Genomic DNA, 20,923 nt, shown 5'->3' with positions numbered 1-20,923 from the left:
CTCAGCTCACCGCCGCGTAGTTCTCGTACACCTCGTCGTCGTCGAGCGGCAGGATGCCCGCCCCGCGCTCGTACTCCGTACGCGCCGTCTCCAGCAGCCGGCGCCAGGAGGTCACCGTTGGTCGCCTGCGCAGCAGTGCGCGGCGCTCCCGCTCCGTCATGCCTCCCCACACGCCGAACTCGACGCGATTGTCCAGCGCATCCGCCAGGCACTCCGTGCGCACCGGGCATCCGGTGCACACCGCCTTGGCCCTGTTCTGCGCTGCTCCCTGAACGAACAGTTCATCCGGATCGGTAGTGCGGCAGGCCGCCTGCGCACTCCAGTCGACTACCCAGCCCATACCGGCGCCGTCCTCTCCCGAATCGAGGCTCCCCCACGGCGGCAGCGGCATATTCACCGCCGCCAGTTGAGGACGTTACGGAAGGTGGGCACAGCGCAACACCCCCTTCGGGCCCAATCTTGAATGGCCCGAACGGACTATGGGTAAGCGGCAGATCACCCGGGGGAGTGAGCTGGCGACATGCGTGACTTTCCTGGCAAACCGGGACAGTTCAGTTGAGTCACAACGGACGCCGGATGACACACAAGGCGGATTCGGACACGCGCCCACCAAAAAAGTGGGGAACCTCCGCAACGATTCGGGGTCGCCGGACGTATTGATACGTGGCCGCACTGCTGTGACAGTTGAGAGCAGCTTAGGCCAAGGCCTGCACGCCTGTCCGGGAAATGCGAAGGTGGACGGCTGACTTTGCCGTGCCATGGCTTACGTCAGCCCGCCGTGCCCGTCGCGGTGCCCGTCGCGTGCTCCCGCACGGTCGGCCCTCGGTTCGCTCATCTCTACGGTTTAGGCTGCCCCCATGCCAAAGAAGCGCTCAGGCGGTGGCCTGTCGGCCACTCAGCAGGCCGCCAAGTTCCTCGGTGTCAGTGTGCTCGCGGGAGCCGTGCTGGCCGGCATCGCACTGCCCGCCGTCGGCGCGCTGGGACTTGCCGCCAAGGGATCGGTCGAGAGTTTCGACGAACTCCCGGCCAACCTCAAGACGCCGCCGCTGAGTCAGCGCACCACGATCCTGGACGCCAAGGGCGGCACGATCGCCACGGTCTACTCGCGCGACCGCACGGTGGTCGACCTCAAGGACATCTCGCCGTACATGCAGCAGGCGATCGTCGCGATCGAGGACGCCCGCTTCTACCAGCACGGCGCGGTCGACCTGAAGGGCGTCCTGCGCGCCCTCAACCGCAACGCCCAGAGCGGTGGTGTCAGCGAGGGTGCGTCCACGCTCACCCAGCAGTACGTGAAGAACGTCTTCGTCGAGGAGGCCGGCGACGACGCGACGAAGGTCGCCCAAGCCACCCAGCAGACCATCGGCCGCAAGATCAAGGAGCTGAAGTACGCGATCCAGGTCGAGGAGGAGCTCGGCAAGAAGAAGATCCTCGAGAACTACCTGAACATCACGTTCTTCGGCCAGCAGGCGTACGGCGTCGAGGCCGCCGCCCAGCGCTACTTCTCCAAGTCCGCCAAGGACCTCAAGCTGCAGGAAGCCGCGCTGCTCGCCGGCATCGTCCAGTCGCCGAGCCGCTACGACCCGGTCAACGACGAGGCGGAGGCCACCAGGCGGCGCAACGTCGTCCTGCAGCGCATGGCCGACCTCGGCGACGTCTCCCAGGCGGAGGCCGACAAGGCCAAGGAGACCCCGCTCGGCCTGAAGGTCAGCAAGCCCAAGAACGGCTGCATCACCGCGGTCAAGGGCGCCAGCTTCTTCTGCAAGTACGTCGAGAAGGTCTTCGTCAGCGACCCGGTCTTCGGCAAGAACCGCGAGACCCGCGCCAAGATCTGGAACCAGGGCGGCCTGACCATCACGACGACCCTGGACCCGCAGGCCCAGGAGTCGGTCCAGGCCTCGCTCAAGGACCACGTCAACCAGACGGACAAGGTCGCGGCCGCGGCCACCCTGGTCGAGCCCGGCACCGGCAAGATCCTCGGCATGGGCCAGTCGAAGCCGTACGGCTACGGCAAGAACGAGACCGAGCTCAACTACTCGGTCGACTCGGCGTACGGCGGCTCCAACTTCGGCTTCCCGACCGGTTCGACGTTCAAGCCGTTCGTCGCGGCGGCCGCGCTGGAGGAGGGCCGGCCGCCGACGCAGGAGTACTCGTCGCCGTACGAGATGCCCTATCCGAGCCCGGTGCAGAAGTGCGACAGCACGCCGTGGACCAATCAGAACAACGAGAAGCTGGAGAACGAGAGCGAGTCGGAGCGCGGCCCCTACCGTCTGAAGAAGGCGATGGAGCTGTCGGTCAACACCTACTTCGTGCAGATGATCGCCGACATCGGCCTGTGCCCGGTGGTCAACATCACCGACAAGCTCCAGGTCCGCCAGGGCAACGGCGACAAGCTCCCCGAGACGCCCGCCATCGCCCTTGGCTCCATCGGCCTCTCCCCGCTGACGATGGCGAGCGCGTACGCCGCCTTCGCCTCCCGCGGCATGTACTGCACGCCGATCGCCATCGAGTCGATCTCGCAGAAGGTCGGCGGGGAGCAGAAGTCGCTGGAGGTGCCCAAGTCGACGTGCTCACGGGCGATGTCCGAGCAGACCGCGGACACCATCAGCAGCCTGCTGCAGGGCGTGGTCGACTCCGGTACGGGTAAGGAGGCCGGTCTCACCGACCGCCAGAGCGCCGGTAAGACGGGTACGACCGACGAGCGCCGCAACGCCTGGTTCGTCGGCTACACCCCGAACCTCTCGGGCGCCGTCTGGGTCGGCAGTGCCACCCAGAAGGTCAAGATGCGCAACATCTACATCGGCGGCCAGTACCACGACCTGGTCTACGGCGGCCGGGTCCCGGGCCCGATCTGGCGGGACGCCATGACCGGCGCCCTCGATGGCAAGCCCGTCGAGCAGTTCAACCCCGTCCACATCCCGGACGACAAGCCCGACCGGGGCGACGGAGACGGCGACGACGACGGCAACGGCAACCAGAACGGCGGCAACGACGGGGACAACGGCGACGACAACCTGATCGGCGGCCTGGTCGGCGGCGGAAACACCGGCGGCACGGACGGCGGCACGACGCCGACACCGACCTTCACGCTCCCGGAGGGCTGGTGGCAGGGCCAGACGAACGGGAACGGCAACGGGGGGCGTGACTGACGGGCGCCCTTCACACAGGGACGGCTGAGACAGGGACGGCCCCTGTCCCTTCGTACGAGGACTTCGTGTCGGTCGTACGAGGGACAGGGGCCGTCTGCCGTACAGGGCCGGTCGTGCGCGGGGCGTTCGCAGCCGTCGGCTGCTGCACCCGTGCCGTGGGTGTCAGCCGGCCAGCAGCTTCTTGACCGCCGCTGCCACGCGGCCGCCCTCCGCCTGGCCCGCGACCTTCGGGTTCACGATCTTCATGACGGCGCCCATGGCGCGCGGGCCCTCGGCCCCGGCCGCCTTGGCCTCTTCCACGGCCTGGGCGACGATCTGGTTCAGCTCGTCGTCGCTGAGCTGCTTCGGCAGGTACGCGGCGAGGACCTCGCCCTCCGCCTTCTCCCGCTCGGCCTGCTCGGCACGACCACCCTGCGCGAACGCGTCGGCGGCCTCGCGGCGCTTCTTCGCCTCGCGGGTGATCACCTTCTGCACCTCGTCGTCGGAGAGCTCGCGCTTCTCCTTGCCCGCGACCTCCTCCTTGGTGATCGCGGCGAGCGTCAGCCGGAGCGTCGAGGAGCGGAGCTCGTCGCGCTCCTTGATCGCGGCGTTGAGGTCTTCCTGCAGCTTCGACTTGAGCGTGGTCATGACGTCGATTGTCGCAGGTGTGGCGTGCGGAACGCCCGTTGATTTCAAGGGGCTGCGCTCAGGGTCGTACGGGGAACGGCGCAGGGCGGCCGGGCACGGGGCGCTCCCGCGGTCTGACACGATGGTCGTATGCGCGCGCGATACGGAGTACCCCTGGGAATCACGGCGGTTGGCGCCGCCGGTCTGCTGTACTCGGCGGGTTACGAGGCCCGTTCCTTCCGCCTGCGACGGGTGACCGTCCCCGTCCTGCCCGCCGGTATGCGTCCACTGCGGGTGCTCCAGGTCTCCGACATCCACATGGTCGGCGGTCAGCGCAAGAAGCAGCGCTGGCTGCGCTCGCTTGCCGGCCTGCGCCCCGACTTCGTGATCAACACCGGTGACAACCTCTCCGACCCGGAGGCCGTGCCGGAGGTCCTGGACGCGCTGGGTCCGCTGATGGAGTTCCCGGGCGCGTACGTCTTCGGCTCCAACGACTACTACGGCCCGAAGCCGCGCAACCCCGCCCGCTATCTGCTGGAGAAGGTCCAGGGCCGCCACGGCCTGAACGGCAACCCGCCCGTCGTCGGCGCGATCCACAACCCGTGGGAGGACCTGCGTGACGGCTTCGACGGCGCGGGCTGGCTCAACCTGACGAACACACGCGGGACGCTGAAGGTCGAGGGCGTGTCCGTGGAGCTCACCGGCCTGGACGACCCGCACATCAAGAGGGACCGGTACGAGCAGGTGGCCGGCGGGCCCTCGGGCGCCGCCGACTTCGCGATGGGCGTGGTGCACGCGCCGTACCTGCGGGTGCTGGACGCGTACGCGGCCGACGACTACCCCCTGATCCTGGCCGGCCACACCCACGGCGGCCAGGTCTGCATCCCCTTCTACGGCGCCCTGGTCACCAACTGCGACCTGGACACGGACCGCGTGAAGGGCCTGTCGACGCATACGGCGGAGGGTCGTACGGCATACCTGCACGTCTCGGCGGGCTGCGGCGCGAACCGCTATACCCCGTTCCGCTTCGCTTGCCCGCCGGAGGTGACGTTGTTGACGTTGGTGGGGCGGGAGTAGTTGGTGAGGCCGGAGTAGTTGGTGGGACCGAAGTAGTTGGTGAGTGGGGTCGTCGGTGATGGCGGGGTAGTTGCTGGGTGCGGGGTAGTCGCTGGGGGCGGAGTGGTTGGCGGGGCGCTCGGTAGAGCCGGAGTGGTTGGCGGCGCTGGGGCAGGCGGTAGGGCGCGGCGGGTACTTGTGGGGCGGAGGTAGAGACGGCTCGGCGTAACCCGCCCAGCCCACCCGCATCGCCCCTTTTGTCCACCCTGCTTAGCGTGAGGGCATGACCGCCCCGATACCCAGGGACATGCCGGACCTCCCCGCGATACCGGGCATGCCCACGCTGCTGCCCTCCCACGTCCCCGCCACCGCGGTGATGCCCCCCGTACGCCGCCCCTTGGTCGCCGCGTACCGCCTGCTGATCGCCCTGGCCGCAACCGCCGCGGTCGCCGTGGAACTGACCCTCGGCAGTCCCCTGTCCACCCTGAGCCACTTCGCGATCCAGGCCAACGTCCTGCTGGCCCTGGTCTTCACCCTGGCGGCCCGCCGCGCCTGGACCGCCCGCCGCCCCCTACCGTCGGCACTGACAGGCGCCACGCTGCTCTACGCCCTGGTCACGAGCCTGGTCTACCACCTGCTCCTGGCGAACCCGTCGAGCCCTTTCACGCTGCCCGGCGTCCTGACCGGCGAGGCCACCGCCCCGACAGGCTGGCACGCGGTCACGACCCAGGTCCTGCATACGGTGACGCCCCTGGCGGCCCTGCTGGACTGGCTGCTCCTGACGGCCACCGGCCACTTGCACCTGCGTCAGGCAGCGACCTGGCTGGTCTACCCCCTCGCGTACCTGGCGTTCACTCTCATCCGGGGCGAGCTTCTCGTCCCCGGCACGCCGGCCCGTTACCTCTACCCGTTCCTCGACGTGGGCCGGCACGGCTACCGGAGCGTCCTGGCCAACGCCCTCCTCATCGGCCTCGCCATCTACGCCCTGGCCATCCTCCTGGTGGCCCTCGATCACACCCGCCCCAATCCGCTCCGCCACCGCCTCCATCACCGCGCGAAAACCGGATTTCGTCTCCAGCCACCAGTGGGCTAGAGTAAACGTCGTCGCCGCGACAAGCAGTGACATCGGGGTGTAGCGCAGCTTGGCAGCGCGCTTCGTTCGGGACGAAGAGGTCGTGGGTTCAAATCCCGCCACCCCGACAGAGAAACACCAGGTCAGGGGCCTGATCCACCAAGTGGATCAGGCCCCTGACGGGTTTCTGGAGTTCCTTTGGGAGAAATCTGGGAGAAGATCTTGGTCGGGTTCTCCCAGGGCGTGCCTGCTGAGGCCGTCTGCACTACGACGACTGAGGGCACTCTGACCTGTGCGCTCGCGAATCCAGCCCCGTAGCCGGCCGGGAACTCCATGCCCGCCCGCCTCAACCGCTCTTAGGATCACAGCACTGGCAAGCCGCCACTCAGCGCGTTCCCACGACCACGCCCGAGCACTCGCCCAGCGCGTGCGAGCGTTGCGGGAGGGCCGAGGGTGGTCGCGGGATCGGCTCGCCAAGGAAGCCGGCATCGCCGTTGGAACGCTGGCCCGACTGGAAAGCTAGGGAGCGATCCAGACCAGGACGACACCCTGCCCCCTCGCATCAACCTGATCTGGGTCGCGGATACCTATCGCCGCCACGGCGTCGGCGCCACGCTCGTGCGGGCACTCGCCGACGACTTCGGCTGCCAGGTCGCCGATGCGTCCTGGTCGACCCCGATCAGTGACCTCGGTCAGCGCCTCGCACGCCGCCTCTCGCCCGAAGGCATCTGGATCAGCTGACCCGCCAGCGCCTCTCCGGGCCACCGATCAGCGGGCACCACCAAGCACGGCCTGATCCGCCTGGTCGACCCGCGGAGTTCCTCGCAACGGAGTTGGTCTCCAACATCCAAGGACACCACACCGGTTCTTGGTCGCGGGGCGACCGGAACGCTGCGCATCGGGGTGTGCGATGGAGACCTGAACCTTCCTAGCAGCAATGCGAGTTGACCGCTCTCATCGATGCGGATGCAGGCCCGGGCTCGGTCTGATCCGGACCCACGCCGATCCATGAGGCTGGCAACCGCCAGCCAGGAACGGCCACCGGGGCAAGTACGTGTGGTGCGCCCTTGTCGCAGCCGCGGCTTGGCTGGTCGTCGCTACTCATCGAGGCGCCGGCCCAATGCTCGCGCGCAGCCCTGCGGAATCCGAAGCCGAACCCCGACATCAGGGAACGCGTGTGCGAAAAAGTCGCACCCGAAGGGGTCAGCGGTGCCAATATTTCTCCTGACTGGCCTACTTGAGGCCCAAGTTGGGGGAATGTAGTGAGAAACGGGAGATACAGACGCGCCACCGCACTGGCGCTCGGTGCCACTCTGCTGGCTGGATTGCCGCCCGCCGCGGTAGCGCAGGCTGCGGGCGACGCCGATCAGGACACGGCAGTGGCGGCACGTACCGTGGATGCCGAGACCACCGATGACTTCGCCGCCCTCGCGGACACCGTCCTGACCAGACGGACTTCCGCACTCCTGGACGGACCTCAGGCGGCCCGACGGGCCGGCGCGGCACTGCCCCTGAAGGGCGACGTGCATGTCACTGGCCGTCTGGCAGGCAAGGAGGACACCTCGGCGGATGTCCTGCGCGATCGCAAGGTGAGGCTTGCCGCTCTGGAAGAGGCGTACACGGCGGCCGAAACCGAAGTCGACGTGGAAGAGGTCAAGGTAACGGGCGACCGGGCGACTGCCCAGGTCACCGAGACCACGATGCTCACGTACAAGAAGATCCACGGCGACGAGCCGCCGACCACCGGGTTCCAGGCAAAGCATGAGCTGACCTTCGTCGCCGCCCCGGACGGCACGTGGGAAATGACCGGAATCACGCCTCTCGACGATGGAGGGCCGGCCGCGGTCAACTCGGCGGTGGACACCGCCGGGAGCAGCGGCCCCACGTCCGCCGACCCGGCGCAGGAGCCGATCGACGAGGGCGGCGAGCCCGAGATCGACGGCCCTGCGCCCGAGGAATCGGCGGCGGGCGCCACGCAGCCCCGCGTCGATGCCGACGCCAAGGCCGACGCCAGGGCGGGTTACAGCTACAGCGCAATGGCGAAGTACGCGGAGAAGTACTGGAAGAACTACAACTCCAGTTACCGAAAGTTCAACAACGTCGGGGGCGACTGCACCAACTTCATCAGCCAGGCGCTGCGGGCGGGCGGCTGGAAGAACGACAGCGGCTGGTACAAGAGTTACAAGAACTGGTGGTACAACTCCTCGAACCAGACGACATCCTGGGTCAACGTCAACTACTGGGCTTCGTTTGCGCTGTACAGCGACCGGGCCTACAACCTGGACAACGTCTACAAGCTGGGAGTCGGGGACATCCTTCAGATGGACTTCACCGGCAACCGGTCCAAGGACCACTCCATGATCACCACGTACAGGAGTGGCGGGGTCCCCTACCTGACCTACCATTCGTCCAACACCTACCGGAAGTCGGTGAGGAGCCTTGTGGCGCAGTACCCGAACGCGACGTATTACGCCTTCCGCACCTGACGGAGGCGGACACCGTTGGTGGCGGCGTCGCGCCGGACTGCTGATGGCCATCCTCTGTGCGGTACTTCTCACGGCGTGCGGCGGCGGAGACGGCTCCGAGACGGCGAAGTCTCCTGACCTTGCCGACCAGGACCGCTTCCTGAAGGACTACGTAGGGTTCCTCAACGCTTCGGACCAGGACGGGCTCGCCCGGCTGCTCGACGCCCACCCCCAGGCTTCGCGGGACGCCCACGCCCGGATCAAGGCGTACGGCGGACAGGACTGGGATGTCCGGTGGACCCGCACCTCGGAGTTCGAGCGCGTGTGGACAGTGGCCGTGACCGGCACCGCGCGTGCCGAGCACAAACCTGTCCGGGTCACCGAGACGATCACCTGGGAGGACGCGCACTGGGTGATGGCCCCACTGCCAGGCATCGTGCCGACGCCATCGAACGCGGCGGGGACGGAACCTCCGGGATGATCCCGGTCTCACCAGGCAAGTGACGACGAATGACGGAAGTCCGCGCCGTTCCTCCCGGGGCGGCGCGGACCCGCGTCCGCGCCGATCGCCGCGTACCTGCCCGGAGTTCTTCCTTGGAGGCGTTGAGCACCACCTGCTGGTCGGATCGCTGCTCGTCCAGTTTCGAGCGTGCGCTGGAGGCTGTCCGGCGTCGCCGGGCTTGCCGACCGGCTCCCAGCCGTCCCACCGGAGCTGCCCGAGCACCCGCGGATTGCCTCAGCAACGTCGCCGTCTGCAACGACGCGACCTTGCGAACTAGGCGCCATGCGCCCTGAGCCACACATGGAAACCGGCCGAGTACCAGACGACGACAGTCAGGTGAGAACCACTTGAGCCCGCGGTGCAGCGGAAGGCGGAGCTCATGGCCGCAGACAATAATCGTCATTGTGGCCCCACGCCCCACTGCTGTCGTACAGCCCCACAGCGGTCGGTGAGCTGGGCGAACGCGCCGCCCTTCTCCCATTTGGGAACCGAGTGCGGATTCTGGCTCCCGGAGGGCCAGCGCGTTGGAGGCGACGCCGGGTACAGGGTGCTGGATAGCTCCACGGCAGGGGGCAGTCGGCGACCAGCAGCCCATGGCGGAGGTCGGGTGTCTGCGGTGGCGGAGGATCTCGGGGATCTGACCAACTACCTGAGGTCGACCATTCGGGCGGGCTGCCCGGTGGCGCGGGCGATGGTTTCGAAGTCGCGGTCGTAGTGCAGCAGTGTGAGTCCTGCTTCTTCCGCGGTTGCGGCCACGAGGAGGTCGCCGGCTCCGGCACTGCGGTGCTCACCCTTGGCGGTAAGCTCGCGCTGGACGACGCGGGCACGCCTGTAGATGCCGTCGGGCATGGGACACCAGGTGAACTGGTTCAGTAGTTCTTGGATGGCCTCGCGGTCTTTCGCGGAACGCGCGGAGTAGAGGACCTCCAGTTCGGTGAGGTCGCACAGTGCGATCAGCCCGGCACCCATCCGCTGCTCCCACTCTTCGGTTGCCTGACGCAGCAGAAAGCGCGCCAGGGCCGACGTATCGACGAGGTAGTCGGCCACGCTCACCGGGCGGAACCACCTCGATAGTTGCGCTTGTCCAGGAGGAGTTCGACATCGAGAGCGCCTTCATCCGCGAGATCCTGCAGTTCGTGCAGGGCGCGCAGGCGCCGGTTGCGGGCCACGATCTCCCGTAGGGCGGTGTTGATGGTGTCCCGCTTCGTGGAAGTGCCCAGCTCCTTCGCTGCGGCTTCCAGGGCGTCGTCGTCGAGATCGATGACGGTTCTACTCATGAGCCCCACCTCCATATACACTGCGCAGTGTATCAATATACATGATCGAATGTATCGCTAGCGGGTCGAACCAGTCCTGACACTCGCGGACCGCCGAGCACACCATGGGCAGCAGAGGAGGAGCCAGAGCTCGGCCTCAGCCCACGTTGCGACGGACCGCAGAGCGCGGTCCGTGTCAGCGGGACTCCGAGATCGCCGTGCAACTCCGGGAGCCATTTGGGAGCCGATCCGCTCCCCCAGTCCTCCCGGCGCCCTGCGAGCCCGCTCAATACCAAGGCCCTGACCAGTGGAAAGGCCAGACCCGCAGGTGTCGGCCCCGCCCGACCCTCATTCGGTTTCTGGAGATCGTTTGGGAGAAATCCGGTCGCAGGTGTGCTTCGGCAGATTCCTCGCCGCCTCCTGGAGCTGCTCATGCCCTCCTTGCTCACGCCTGGACGGAGAGCGCCTTGGCCGCGCCAGTCGCCGCCACCATCGCGGCAAACCAACCCCCACTCCCAGGAATACGCACCCCTCGGCCGGGCGTCCTGACGTTGGCCGTTTGCCCCCTCAGGTCTTGCTCCGCGCCCGCCGGCGCCGCACTGGCGGCTGTCCAGACCGGCGGACGGGGCGACGTCATGCGGGGACGACGAGGGGTGGGTGCTCGAGCACGCGCGGCTTGTACTCGACCATCTGGGTGCGGCCGTCGAAGGTGCGGTGCTCGATCATCTCGAGGGCAACGTCCGGATAGCCGTCGTAGATGCGTTCTTCGCCCGTGGCCCCGGTGATCACCGGGAACATCACGACCCGGAAGCGGTCGACGAGTCCGGCTCGTAGCAGGGACCGGCACAGGCTGAGGCTGCCGATCGTGCTGAGGAGCCCCGAGTCACTCGACTTCATGGCGCGGACCGTATCGACGGCATCGTCGCGGACGAGCGTGGAATTGGCCCACGTCAGTGGTTCCTCGAGTGAGGAGGAGAACACCACCTTGGACGCTTGCGTGAGCTCGTCGACGGACGCCTCTTCCTCGGGCCTGAACTCGTCTTGGCCCTGCGGGACCTCGCCTGCGGCGAAGCCCGACATCAGGCGGTAGGTGTTCGCTCCCATCAGGTAGGTGGCCTCGGGCTGCTCGCCGAGCCATGCGAGGTACTCCGGGCCCTCGAGGCCCCAGAACCCGGGCCATCCTTCTCCCGATGCGTAGCCGTCGAGGGAGGTGATGAAGTCGACGAGAAGCTCCGACATGGCGGTGTCCTTTCCTGAGGTGTCACGAGCTTGGACCGGCCGGGAGCCACAAACTCATCGGCCGCGCTGTGGAGTCGCGCTGTGGAGTAACGAGAAAACCCATGACGCCGCAGCCGATCAGGGCGGAGGAGCGGCCCTCCGCCGACTCCATCAGGAAGCCGAGACGCCGTCCTGGCCCGGGGCGGGGCCCACATGGACCGATCACCGCGCCCGCGTGCAGGGGGCGATGCGGCGCTCGGCGGGGGCTCCGCGTGATGTGTCATGCCACTCAGGCCGGCGACCGGGCCGATCATGGAGTATCCGGCAGAAGGCCGGGGTGTCCCTGCCGACTGGAGGGTGATACCCCGCCGTGTGGCTGGAGCTGCCGTTCGTCGGGCTGCGGGGGCTCTGTGGGGATTTAGGGTCGAGGCGGCGTGGGTTGCACGGCATGGATGAAGATGAGGCGGAGCGCGCGTGATCCGGGTAGCGGTGGTGGACGACGAGGCACTCGTCCGGTCGGGCTTCCAACTCATTCTGGGCGCGGCCGAGGACATCGAGGTCGTCGCGACGGCGAGGGGCGGCGACGCGGTGGAGACCGTCCGCCGGGAGCGGCCGGACGTGGTGCTGCTGGACATCCGGATGCCGGACGTCGACGGGCTCACCGTGCTGCGCGAGCTGCGGACGATGCCGGACGCTCCGGTGGTGGCGATGCTGACCACGTTCGACGCCGACGAGTACATCCTGACCGCGCTGCACTGCGGCGCGGCCGGTTTCCTGCTCAAGGACACCGAGCCGGAGCAGCTCGCTCACCTGGTGCGCACCCTGGCCGCGGGCGGTGTGGTGCTGTCCCCCAAGGCGTCGCGGACGCTGCTGCACAGCCACCCCGGCACCGGAGCGGCCGTCGACGAGGAGGCGGCCCGCGTCCGGCTCCTCACCGCCCGCGAGCGTGACGTCCTCGTCCTGGTGGCGGAGGGCCTGTCGAACGCCGACATCGGGGCGCGCATCCACCTGGGTGCAGGCACGGTCAAGGATCACGTCAGCGCGATCCTCACCAAGCTGCGGGTGGCCAGCAGGGTGCAGGCCGCGCTGCTGGCGCAGCGGGCCGGACTGCTCGATGAGCGCCCACGGCCGGAGGCCGGACGTTGAGCCGCGCACGCGCGCTGTGGCAGCGTGTGCCCGCGCCGGTCGTCGACATCGTCCTGGTGGCGGTGGCGGCCGTGGACGCATGGCTGAACATGTGGGACCACACGCGGCTTGGCGTCGTGCTGGCCGCGGTCGGCTGCGCCGGGTTGGCTTTCCGGCGCAGGTTCCCGCTCGGCGTGTTCCTGCTCACCCTGCCCATCGCGCTGATGCAGGATGTCGCCGTCGCTGTGCTCGTGGCGCTGTTCACCCTGGCCGAACGCTCCCGCAACCGCCGTCTCCTCGCGGGGTGCGTCGCCCTGTCCGCCGTCGCGAGCAGTACTCCGTGGCCCCTGGCCGAGGTCGACCGGACCATGACGCTGGTCTTCTTCGTGTACGGCCTGGCGACGGCCGCCGCACCGGTCCTGTTCGGTCAACTCGTCCAGGCGCGCGGCGACTTGGCGCGGAGACTGGCTGAGATCGAGGACGCCAAGGAGCATGAGCGGGCACTGCATGCCCAGGCGGTGCTCGCCCGTGAACGCGCCCAACTGGCGCGCGAGATGCACGACGTGGTCTCCCACCAGGTCAGCCTGATCGCCGTGCGGGCCGGGGCCCTGCAAGTCGCCACGAAGGAGGCGGAGGCCAAAGAGGCTGCCCGGACAATCCGTTCGCTGAGCGTGACCACGCTCGACGAACTGCGCACCATGGTCACGCTGCTGCGCGCCTCCGGCGGCCACGCCACCGAGCTGACTCCGCAGCCCACACTGGCCGACCTGCACAAGCTGGTCGAATCAGGTGGTACGCAGGCGCAGTTGACGGGTGAGCTTCCGCCCGCCGTGGGCACACCCGCGCAACGGGCCCTCTACCGGACGGTGCAGGAGGCGTTGACCAACGTCCGCAAGCACGCCCCCGGCGCCACGGCCCGCGTGGAACTGTGGCAGGACGGCGACGACATCGGAGTGACCGTCACCAACAGCCCGCCCACGCGTCCTTCCCTGCCCCTGCCCGGTTCACGGCAGGGCCTGGTCGGTCTGCGGGAACGGGCCGACATCCTGCACGGCACCCTGGAGGCGGGCCCGACCGCGGAGGGCGGCTACCGGGTGCGGCTGCGGATTCCGCTCAGTGCGGACTGACCGACCAGGGCCTCATGCCGGCCCGTCGGCTTGCGCCGGCTCACCGGGTCACAGCCCCGGTCGTACCTTCCCGGGGACCTTCAGGAGGGTGCTGAGTCCTCGGTCGTCCGGCTGACGAGCGGGATCTCGCCCGCGGGCGCACCGACGCCTGTGGCCTCCGTCAGCGGGGACGGCTCATCCCCGTGTGCGGCCTGCTGCCCGGCACGCGAGCAGGCGCCAGCACAGCAGCAGGACGGTGCGGGCTCCGAAGGCGACGTACTCGATGCCCTGGGAACGCCACCAGCCGAGGCCCGCACCAGGAGCCCGTACACGCCGCCGAACGTGCAGGGCCTTTCGCGGTCTTGGTCATTCGTGGGTGTCGACGCGTGTGGTCGTCCGGCCGGGAGGACGGCAGTGGACGACCGGACCATCCCGCGTGTGGGTGGGTCAGCGCGCGGGGGCCAGGAGCTGGGTTGCCGCCAGCTGCCGGCGGCCCCGACCAGGGCGCACAGCAGGCCGAGAGCGACGGCCCATCCGGTGCCGCCGGACATAAGCACCCAGTGCCTTGACCGTCTCTCGCGCGGACAGGGACGTTTCATCCGTCGTCGGGGCGGACGCGGTGTTCACGAAGTTCCTCTTCTTCTGCTGTCGGCCGGCCACCGCATCAGCGGTCCGGCGCGCCAGGGCGTGAGCAGGTGTCGGCTCAGTGGACGAATCCGGCTGTCGTCGCGGCGAGGGTGCGCAACAACGCCTCGGAGACCTCAGGGCGGACGACGCACAGGACGAAGGCGCCGGCCGCCAGTGTCAGGCCGAGGAACTCCAGAAAGTCGCCCCTGCCGGGGACGGCGTCACGGCCCGGCACGTCGGCCGATGACCGCGGAGTGCCGGGCTCCGCGTGTCGCGCAAGGTGTGTCATGCCTCCAGCCTGGAAGCCCGGCCGCCTCGCGCCCATCCGGCAACCGTCGGGTCCACCCCCGCCGAGTGGCTGAAGTAGACAGCCGTCCCGTTGCGCCGGACCGGTCGGGACGAGACTCCGCCGGTCGGCAGGGCGGTACCCGCCGACCGGCGGGGCCGTTACCGATGACTGCCGGATGGTCCGCCCCCGGACGTCCGCGCGAGGTTCTCCGTATGACAAAGTCGCAGCCGCTTCCGGAGACGTCAGCTCCGCAGGAGAACTCGCCTCCGCCGCCCCGCACCTCCCCCGAGTCCGCCGTGCCTGCCTCGCCCGGCGCCTCGGTGGGACGCCTCGTCGGGGTGGACCTGGCCCGCGCGCTGGCGGTGTTCGGCATGTACGTCGTGCACATCGGCCCCCCGCTGTCGGCCACGGACGGCGTCGCCAGCTGGATCCGGTACATATCGGATGGTCACTCGTCGGTTCTGTTCGCCACCCTCGCCGGGTTCTCACTGATGCTGCTCGCCGGCCGCCGCGAGCCGAAGACCGGCCTGGCCGGCCGGCAGGCGAAGGCCCGTATCGCGATCCGCGCCGTGATCCTGCTGGCGCTGGGCACCGCGATGGCGCGGGAGTACGGAGGAGTGATCATCCTCGGCTTCTACGGGGTCTACTTCCTCCTGGCCCTGCCCCTGGTACGCCTGTCGGCCAGGACCCTCGCGATCATCGCGGCCGCGCTCGCCCTCGTCACACCGCAGCTGGCGTTCGCCCTGAACTCGCTGTTGAGTGAGTCGGTCCAGCAGAGCATCAACGCCTACGACCCGCTCCGCCGCCTCAGCGAGGTGGGAGTGCTCGATCTGCTGCTCACCGGCTTCTACCCGGCGCTCACATGGATGTCGTTCGTGATCGCCGGCATGGCACTGGGCCGCCTCGACCTGTCCTGCGGCACTGTCCAGCGGCGCCTGGCCGCGCTCGGTGCCGCCCTCACCGTGGCCGCCTACGGCATGTCCCTGCTGCTGGCCGGCAAGGGCGCGTTGAGGAGCCTCGCGGAAGGCGGGTCGTCGTCGTCCGGCGGTTCCGGGTCGATGCCCGTCGACGGCGGGTCGTTCCCCGACATGCCGGCGTCGATGCTCCTGACGGCCGGGCCGCACAGCGGCACCACGTTCGACATCATCGGCAGCGTCGGAGTCGCGATCCTCGTGATCGTGGGCGCGACGGTGGCGATGGACCGCCTGCCGCGACTGCCCCGCCTGGCGAAACCGGTCATCGCCGTGGGCACCATGTCCCTGACCGCCTACGTCGGCCACTTCCTCGCACAGTCCGTGCTGTCCCTGCCCACCGGGACCAGCACCCAGCAGTCCTGGGTGCCCCTGCTCATGTTCATCCTCGGCGCGATCGTGTTTGCCGCGATCTGGTCCCGCTTCTTCCGGCGAGGCCCCCTGGAATTCCTGCTCAACGCCGCCACCAAGCCGGCGAAGTACATCCGTTGAAGGGATGGTCCCGGCTGCGGGGCTTCTCTCGGAGTCCGCGCCATGGCGTTCTGGCGTTGATGCAGCAGCACAACTGCAGTGACTGACGACGACGCCGGCTGGGGCGGACCACGGGAATGCACGGACGTATTCCTGCGGTCCGCCCGCCGGGCTGTCCAGGATCTGTGCGAACGACGGGGCTGCGAACTGGAGTCGCTCACCTGCGAAGTCGTACCCGACGCCGCGGGCGACGTGATGGTCGCCGCCACGGCAGTGGTGCTCTTCCGCGGTCGCCGCTGTCTCTTCCGCCGGGGGATCTGGCCGGCGAGCCACCCCGCCGCCACCCGGGCCGCCATTTACGCGTCCGGTGACCTGGACCGCGGTACATCGAGGTTCTCAGGGACGTCCAGAATCCGCGTGGCCCCTGCCCGGCTGGTCCGCGTCCAAGCCATCGAACATCGCGTATCGGCACTGGGAGGCACCCCCGGAGCCGGTACAGGGTGCGGCTGCGGCATCCGAAGTGCCGTCGGCTCCCGCGGAGATGCGCCAGAATGATGGATCAGTTTCCCGACTGAACGACTGAACGGCATCGAGGGGGTGGCGGCGGGAAATGGTCGAGCGCGGCCGCAGTGCAGCCGGAGTAAGTCAGCCCCGTTCCTCGCCAACCACCTCGCCCGCAGGGGCGGCAGGAGCGCCTTGCCGCGGAGTGCTCGCCGCGCGGCATCACCCACCGGCCGGCGACGTTCCGCTCCTCCCGGTCCGGAGGTCGAGCGCGTGACCGCCGTCGGCGGGGAGGGGCGGGCACCGGAGCTCGTGGACGGCCCGGGCTGGAGCCGTCCTGGGCTGGACATCGCCGCCGGCCGTTATCCGCTGTCGGTGGAGCGGCATGTGATGCGCATGGTCGATCACCTGGTGCCCGGGGTGACCGCGGTGACGCCGCACGCGCGTTACTACGCTCTGCACGGGCTGATCGCGGCGCAGGCCGATGCGGCAGACCTGACGGTCCCGGCCGCCCAGACGCTGCTGCGCCGCGCTGAAGTGGCGTTGGCCGCCGTGTCGTTCGCGCATCATCCGCAGGCTCTGGAGTGGCTGCCGCGTGCTCATGGAGTCGATGCCCTGGCCCGGCGGCTGCACGCCGGGACGATCGCCATGTCCGAGGCCGAGGTCCCGGGCAAGGACGGGTACGTACGCAACTCATGGGGGTTCTGGGGGCCGTACGCCGGATCCGAGGTCGCGCTCGGCATCCTCGGCGCAGGCCCCATGCCGGTTCCCGGACCGCGGCTCGAGACGTCGGCACTACGAGCCGGACTGGGCGGGCTGCTCGAGCTGGCCGCCGAGGACACGCTGAACGTGGATGATCTCGTCTCTTTCGGCGACCGGCTGTGCGTGTGCGTGGGCGGCGAGCACCCTGACGGGGCGTGGCTGGCGAACCTGATGTGCGAGCCCGGCGCGCCGGCCGAAGCAGGCTCCCGCTCGGCGACACGGCGGCAGACGATTCGGCTTCTGGCTCGTGTGGTCGCCACCCATCCCGTCCGGTATTTCACCCGCGACATCGGGCACGTGCTCGCCTTCGGCGACTTCCTGACCGCCGATGCCGTGACCAGCGGAATCGACGCGGCTCCTGCCTGGCGCGGAGTAGTGCTGCGGAACTACTCCGTCGGAGCGTGGCGCCGCCTGTGGTCCTGGCTCGTGGAGCAGGTCGACGGGCTGCTACCGATCGAGGAGGTGGCCGAACGCTTCGCCGCGGAGCTGCCCGACATGACGGTGGACGCGTTCTTGTCCTCCCTTCCCGCGACGCAGAGCACGACCGGGGCGCCGTTGCCCGCCGAGCACGACCTGCGGGGGGCGGGCGATCCCTTGCCCCTCACCGAGCTGCGGGTGCTCGCCGCCGGTGGCCGTCGGGTGGACGAGCTCACCGGCCGGGTCCGGGACGCGTTCCTCGGCCGGCGCGGTGTCGAGCTCGGCCCGGAATGGGTCCAGCGGCGGCTTGACGAAGCCCGGCCCATGAAACTGCGCGATGTCGCCCGCCGACTCACCTACGACCTGGTGGCGCGGTCGCAGCGGATCGCGCTGGCCAAGGCCCGTCGCCGCGCCGACGGCACGCTGTGGTTACCGACCCGGCTGCATGAGCGGGGCGGACTGCTCTATCGGACGAGCCAGGAGGGGCGCGGTGACGTCGGCCTCCGGCTGGACCAGCTCGGGACGGTCCTGGCCACCTGCGGTGTACTGCGCTACGACGACCAGCACTGGTCAGTGACCAGTGGCGGGAGGGCTCTCGTTGACTGAGACCGCACCGGCGCCGGGACTGGTGGAGCCACCCACCGCGTTCGCCTCGCCGCTGACCCTCATCCTCGACGAGGAGCGAACGGGCGGACAGAGCCTGGAGGAAGCGCTCTTCCTCAGTTTCACGGCGGATCTCGGGTTCTTCGAGGAGGTCGCCCTCGGCGTCACCCAGGCCACCGGCGCACGCGTCACGGTGGCGGGAGATGTCTCCATGGCCCGGAACGATCCCCGGTCCGTCCGGCGGGCCGGCCGCAGCTATCTCGCCGGTCTGGCATACGCACACGGTGCCGCGTTCCACCCCAAGCTGATGGTCCTCGCCGGACCGGAGCATGCCACCATCGCCCTAGGCTCCGGCAACACCACGCTGGCAGGCTGGCAGGCCAACGCCGAACTGTGGACCGTTCTGCGGGTGGACGGCGAGCGGAGTCCCGCCGCGGTCCCGGAGCTGTCGGCATGGCTGCGCGACCTGCCGGAGAAGGTGAGGTTCTCCGCCGGTGTGCCACAGGCGCTGGGGCGGGTCGCGGCGCTGCTGGACCGGCTTCACCGCGAAAGGACACCCACGGCGCCGCAGGTCCGCGTCGTCAGCAGCCTGCACTCACCCATCATCGATCAGCTGCCGCACGGGCCCGTCGACGAACTGGCCGTGTTCGCGCCCTTCTACGACCAGCGCTCCCAGGCACTGCGACAACTGCTCGAACGCTTCCGTCCGAGCCGGTTCACCCTCGCCTACCAGCCCGGACTCAGCGACCTCGACGGCCCGTCGGTCGCCGCCCTGGTGAAGGAGTACGACGGACGCGTCATCAGCGACAACGACCAGCGGTACCGCCACGGGAAACTCGTCGAGTGGGCCTTTGAGGGACAACGGTGGGCCCTGACGGGCAGCCCGAACCTTTCCGCTGCGGCCCTGCTGCTTTCCCAAGGTGAGGGCGGCAACTGCGAACTCGGCGTCATCACCCCCGTCCCCGCCACCCTCCTTCCGGACGGCACCGAAGAACCCGCCACCCGGCTGCGCACGGCAACGCCCCTCCCCCGCCCCGCCGCCGGGAGTGGACCGATGCTGCTCGGTGCCCTACGTGTGTCGGGCGGCCTGGAGATCAGCATGGCCCGGCAACTCTCAACCACCGCTCACCTGGAGTTGTCTCAGGCGGCAGCACCGCCGGAGGCATGGGAGCGCATAGCCGACGTCCCTCCCGGCCAGACCACGCTGACGGTGACGGCTCCGGCGGATGCGGGCAGCCGAGTGCGCCTGGTCGTCGTCGACAGCGACGGTGTACCGCGGTTCGGCAACATCGTGTTCGTCGTCGACCCTGACCGCGCGCTGCGCCGCATGACCCCGGCCCAGTCCCAGGCCCCCACGACACGGCCACCCGACCTGTTCGCGGACCCCCGGCTCGCCGAACGCTTTCTGGGCGACCTGGAAACCCTCCGCACGGGACTGACCCCCACCCCAGCGGGCGCATCGGCGGGCAGCAGCACGGGCGGTACGGCCGCGACGGCCCGGCTGGACGGCGACGAAGACGGCTGGGAGCAATATCTGGACGAATGCGCCGGGCGCGTCGGGCACCCGCTCACGCGCTTCGCACTGGGGCTCCCCCTGCCCACCGACACCGCTACGCCCTTTCAGGACCTGCTGCCCGTCTCCTGGGACGAGCGGTTCACCGACGACATCGAAGCCGCCCTTGACGAGGACGACGCCGAGGCGGCGGCGGAGCAGGCCCCCGAAGCAGCGGGTTCCGAAGCGGGCACCGCCACCCTGCCTGACCTCCGGCAGGCCGACCAGGAGGTCCGCCGCCGATACCGCCGCTGGGTGGAACGCCTCGTTGCCCTCGCTCCCCACCTGGGGCCTCCGGAACGCATGCTCGTCGTCCGGCTGACCCTGTGGACCGTCGCAGCGGGCGCCTGGCCTCCAGCAGACACCGACTGGCTGCCACTGCTCTCCAAGGCCGTCCGCGCACTGAACCGAAACGATCTTCCCGAGCGGATCGAACCCCAGGTCGGCAGCCTCGCCGCGGTGGCCCTCGCCGTACTGCGAAGCCACGCCCCACGCTACGAAATCACCCCTGAGACCCTCGCTTTCAACGAAGCCTCCCAGGCAGTCGGCCATCTGCTTCCGGCAGTGGATTCCGCGTACGTCACGGAGTACACGGCGCTGCTCGACGCGGCCTTCGGCCCGTCCGTCGACCAAGCGGCGGTTCTCGATGTCGCGGCGGACGTCGTCCAGGACGATCCCCTCGCCGACGCCGTATGGACTCTCACCGAGAAGAACCGCGACGTACACCGCCACGGGAAGCTGCTCCTCCACGTCAGCGGCCGCTTCAGCAACCCCGCGCTGGTAGCACTCGAAGCAGTCGGCGCCGCCGAGGACGCGCCCCTGGTCGGAGCCTGGGCCGGCTCGGACTCGGGCGGCGGAGCCTGGGCGCTGGTCATCTGGCGTCGGCCCGACCTCATCGTGGTCGACGCTCGCCGGCCCACTCCTCTGTGGCGGCATCACCGGCTCACCGGCCTGGTCGGGCCGAGAGCTCTCGCGGCACAGCGCAGCCTCGAATCCGCCGCCGCCGTACCCCACGGCCCGCGCAACCAGCCCTTCGACCTGGCTCACCAGCTCCTGTCGGACCTCCGTCTCGCCGGTCCCCGGCCACCACACTGCGAGCCATAGGCCGGGGGCTACGGGCTGCTCTGCATGCGGCGACACTTTGCGCACGTGAACACCGTGTGTACGTGCCGTAA

17 protein-coding genes, 1 tRNA gene and 1 pseudogene are annotated in these 20,923 nt (G+C 69.3%); 13 read left to right on the top strand and 6 right to left on the bottom strand.

What is annotated here, in order from left to right:
• Position 1 precedes the first annotated feature (1 nt).
• A complete protein-coding gene (gene wblA, locus ACIREI_RS20850) occupies positions 2-340 on the bottom strand; it encodes a transcriptional regulator WblA (protein ID WP_062697668.1) in 339 nt (112 codons plus the stop codon).
• Positions 341-857: 517 nt separating this feature from the next.
• On the opposite strand from wblA, the gene ACIREI_RS20845 reads away from it, so the two are divergent.
• Complete coding sequence (locus ACIREI_RS20845; protein ID WP_403334696.1) at positions 858-3,149, top strand: transglycosylase domain-containing protein; 2,292 nt, start codon at positions 858-860, stop codon at positions 3,147-3,149.
• A gap of 162 nt (positions 3,150-3,311) precedes the next feature.
• Here the strand turns inward: ACIREI_RS20845 and ACIREI_RS20840 are convergent, their stop codons facing one another.
• Positions 3,312-3,776: a GatB/YqeY domain-containing protein gene (locus ACIREI_RS20840; protein WP_031482673.1), complete on the bottom strand. Its 465-nt coding sequence runs from the start codon at positions 3,774-3,776 to the stop codon at positions 3,312-3,314.
• Positions 3,777-3,905: 129 nt separating this feature from the next.
• Here ACIREI_RS20840 and ACIREI_RS20835 point away from each other — a divergent pair, with 129 nt between their 5' ends.
• From ACIREI_RS20835 to ACIREI_RS20805, 7 genes and pseudogenes are all read left to right on the top strand, one after another.
• Positions 3,906-4,832, top strand: a complete 927-nt coding sequence (locus ACIREI_RS20835) for a metallophosphoesterase (RefSeq protein ID WP_403334694.1) — start codon at positions 3,906-3,908, stop codon at positions 4,830-4,832.
• A 262-nt stretch (positions 4,833-5,094) separates the two neighbouring features.
• Positions 5,095-5,904, top strand: a complete 810-nt coding sequence (locus ACIREI_RS20830) for a Pr6Pr family membrane protein (RefSeq protein WP_403334692.1) — start codon at positions 5,095-5,097, stop codon at positions 5,902-5,904.
• 33 nt (positions 5,905-5,937) lie between these two features.
• A tRNA-Pro gene (locus tag ACIREI_RS20825) sits at positions 5,938-6,011 on the top strand.
• A gap of 242 nt (positions 6,012-6,253) precedes the next feature.
• A pseudogene (locus tag ACIREI_RS20820) lies at positions 6,254-6,403 on the top strand (helix-turn-helix domain-containing protein); the annotation flags it as partial.
• Positions 6,337-6,624, top strand: coding sequence for a hypothetical protein (locus ACIREI_RS20815; protein WP_403335129.1), 288 nt, complete (start codon positions 6,337-6,339; stop codon positions 6,622-6,624). The pseudogene ACIREI_RS20820 and the gene ACIREI_RS20815, both read left to right, overlap by 67 nt.
• A gap of 638 nt (positions 6,625-7,262) precedes the next feature.
• Complete coding sequence (locus ACIREI_RS20810) at positions 7,263-8,369, top strand: amidase domain-containing protein (protein ID WP_403334690.1); 1,107 nt, start codon at positions 7,263-7,265, stop codon at positions 8,367-8,369.
• A 43-nt stretch (positions 8,370-8,412) separates the two neighbouring features.
• The gene (locus ACIREI_RS20805) at positions 8,413-8,829 is read left to right on the top strand and encodes a hypothetical protein (RefSeq protein WP_403334688.1); all 417 of its coding nucleotides are present in this window, start codon (positions 8,413-8,415) and stop codon (positions 8,827-8,829) included.
• A gap of 666 nt (positions 8,830-9,495) precedes the next feature.
• Here ACIREI_RS20805 and ACIREI_RS20800 read toward each other — a convergent pair.
• The 3 genes from ACIREI_RS20800 to ACIREI_RS20790 all read right to left on the bottom strand — a co-directional run bounded on the left by ACIREI_RS20800 (position 9,496) and on the right by ACIREI_RS20790 (position 11,345).
• Positions 9,496-9,903, bottom strand: a complete 408-nt coding sequence (locus ACIREI_RS20800) for a PIN domain nuclease (RefSeq protein ID WP_403334686.1) — start codon at positions 9,901-9,903, stop codon at positions 9,496-9,498.
• A complete protein-coding gene (locus ACIREI_RS20795; RefSeq protein ID WP_151785147.1) occupies positions 9,900-10,127 on the bottom strand; it encodes a type II toxin-antitoxin system VapB family antitoxin in 228 nt (75 codons plus the stop codon). Before ACIREI_RS20795 ends, ACIREI_RS20800 begins: the two co-directional genes overlap by 4 nt.
• Before the next feature lie 612 nt (positions 10,128-10,739).
• Entirely contained in the window at positions 10,740-11,345 is a 606-nt protein-coding gene (locus ACIREI_RS20790; protein WP_403334684.1) for a dihydrofolate reductase family protein, read from the bottom strand.
• Between the two features lie 453 nt (positions 11,346-11,798).
• On the opposite strand from ACIREI_RS20790, the gene ACIREI_RS20785 reads away from it, so the two are divergent.
• Together ACIREI_RS20785 and ACIREI_RS20780 are read left to right on the top strand one after the other, a co-directional pair.
• Positions 11,799-12,470: a response regulator gene (locus tag ACIREI_RS20785; protein WP_403334682.1), complete on the top strand. Its 672-nt coding sequence runs from the start codon at positions 11,799-11,801 to the stop codon at positions 12,468-12,470.
• Entirely contained in the window at positions 12,467-13,576 is a 1,110-nt protein-coding gene (locus ACIREI_RS20780) for a sensor histidine kinase (RefSeq protein ID WP_403334680.1), read from the top strand. The genes ACIREI_RS20785 and ACIREI_RS20780 overlap by 4 nt, the downstream gene beginning before the upstream one ends.
• A 682-nt stretch (positions 13,577-14,258) precedes the next feature.
• Here ACIREI_RS20780 and ACIREI_RS20775 read toward each other — a convergent pair.
• On the bottom strand, positions 14,259-14,471 hold the full coding sequence (locus tag ACIREI_RS20775; protein ID WP_403334678.1) for a hypothetical protein: 213 nt from the start codon (positions 14,469-14,471) through the stop codon (positions 14,259-14,261).
• 212 nt (positions 14,472-14,683) lie between these two features.
• Between ACIREI_RS20775 and ACIREI_RS20770 the strand changes: the two genes are divergently transcribed.
• The 3 genes from ACIREI_RS20770 to ACIREI_RS20760 all read left to right on the top strand — a co-directional run bounded on the left by ACIREI_RS20770 (position 14,684) and on the right by ACIREI_RS20760 (position 20,852).
• Positions 14,684-15,934, top strand: a complete 1,251-nt coding sequence (locus tag ACIREI_RS20770) for a DUF418 domain-containing protein (RefSeq protein ID WP_403334676.1) — start codon at positions 14,684-14,686, stop codon at positions 15,932-15,934.
• 753 nt (positions 15,935-16,687) lie between these two features.
• The gene (locus ACIREI_RS20765; protein ID WP_403334674.1) at positions 16,688-18,199 is read left to right on the top strand and encodes a hypothetical protein; all 1,512 of its coding nucleotides are present in this window, start codon (positions 16,688-16,690) and stop codon (positions 18,197-18,199) included.
• Positions 18,192-20,852, top strand: a complete 2,661-nt coding sequence (locus ACIREI_RS20760) for a hypothetical protein (RefSeq protein ID WP_403334672.1) — start codon at positions 18,192-18,194, stop codon at positions 20,850-20,852. The genes ACIREI_RS20765 and ACIREI_RS20760 overlap by 8 nt, the downstream gene beginning before the upstream one ends.
• The last annotated feature ends 71 nt before the right edge of the window (positions 20,853-20,923 follow it).

The sequence above is a fragment of the Streptomyces sp. NPDC093591 genome (assembly GCF_044764885.1).
Classification (GTDB): Bacteria; Actinomycetota; Actinomycetes; order Streptomycetales; family Streptomycetaceae; genus Streptomyces.
The sequence above is the reverse complement of the archived record's forward strand: the minus strand, read 5'-3'. Positions and strand labels throughout refer to the sequence as shown.

What these genes read in the sequence shown, in the direction of transcription:
- ACIREI_RS20790 (WP_403334684.1), bottom strand. Translation starts at nt 11,345, where the DNA reads ATGTCGGAGCTTCTCGTCGACTTCATCACCTCCCTCGACGGCTACGCA.
- ACIREI_RS20795 (WP_151785147.1), bottom strand. Translation starts at nt 10,127, where the DNA reads ATGAGTAGAACCGTCATCGATCTCGACGACGACGCCCTGGAAGCCGCA.
- ACIREI_RS20770 (WP_403334676.1), top strand. Translation starts at nt 14,684, where the DNA reads ATGACAAAGTCGCAGCCGCTTCCGGAGACGTCAGCTCCGCAGGAGAAC.
- wblA (WP_062697668.1), bottom strand. Translation starts at nt 340, where the DNA reads ATGGGCTGGGTAGTCGACTGGAGTGCGCAGGCGGCCTGCCGCACTACC.
- ACIREI_RS20830 (WP_403334692.1), top strand. Translation starts at nt 5,095, where the DNA reads ATGACCGCCCCGATACCCAGGGACATGCCGGACCTCCCCGCGATACCG.
- ACIREI_RS20835 (WP_403334694.1), top strand. Translation starts at nt 3,906, where the DNA reads ATGCGCGCGCGATACGGAGTACCCCTGGGAATCACGGCGGTTGGCGCC.
- ACIREI_RS20840 (WP_031482673.1), bottom strand. Translation starts at nt 3,776, where the DNA reads ATGACCACGCTCAAGTCGAAGCTGCAGGAAGACCTCAACGCCGCGATC.
- ACIREI_RS20805 (WP_403334688.1), top strand. Translation starts at nt 8,413, where the DNA reads ATGGCCATCCTCTGTGCGGTACTTCTCACGGCGTGCGGCGGCGGAGAC.
- ACIREI_RS20845 (WP_403334696.1), top strand. Translation starts at nt 858, where the DNA reads ATGCCAAAGAAGCGCTCAGGCGGTGGCCTGTCGGCCACTCAGCAGGCC.
- ACIREI_RS20775 (WP_403334678.1), bottom strand. Translation starts at nt 14,471, where the DNA reads ATGACACACCTTGCGCGACACGCGGAGCCCGGCACTCCGCGGTCATCG.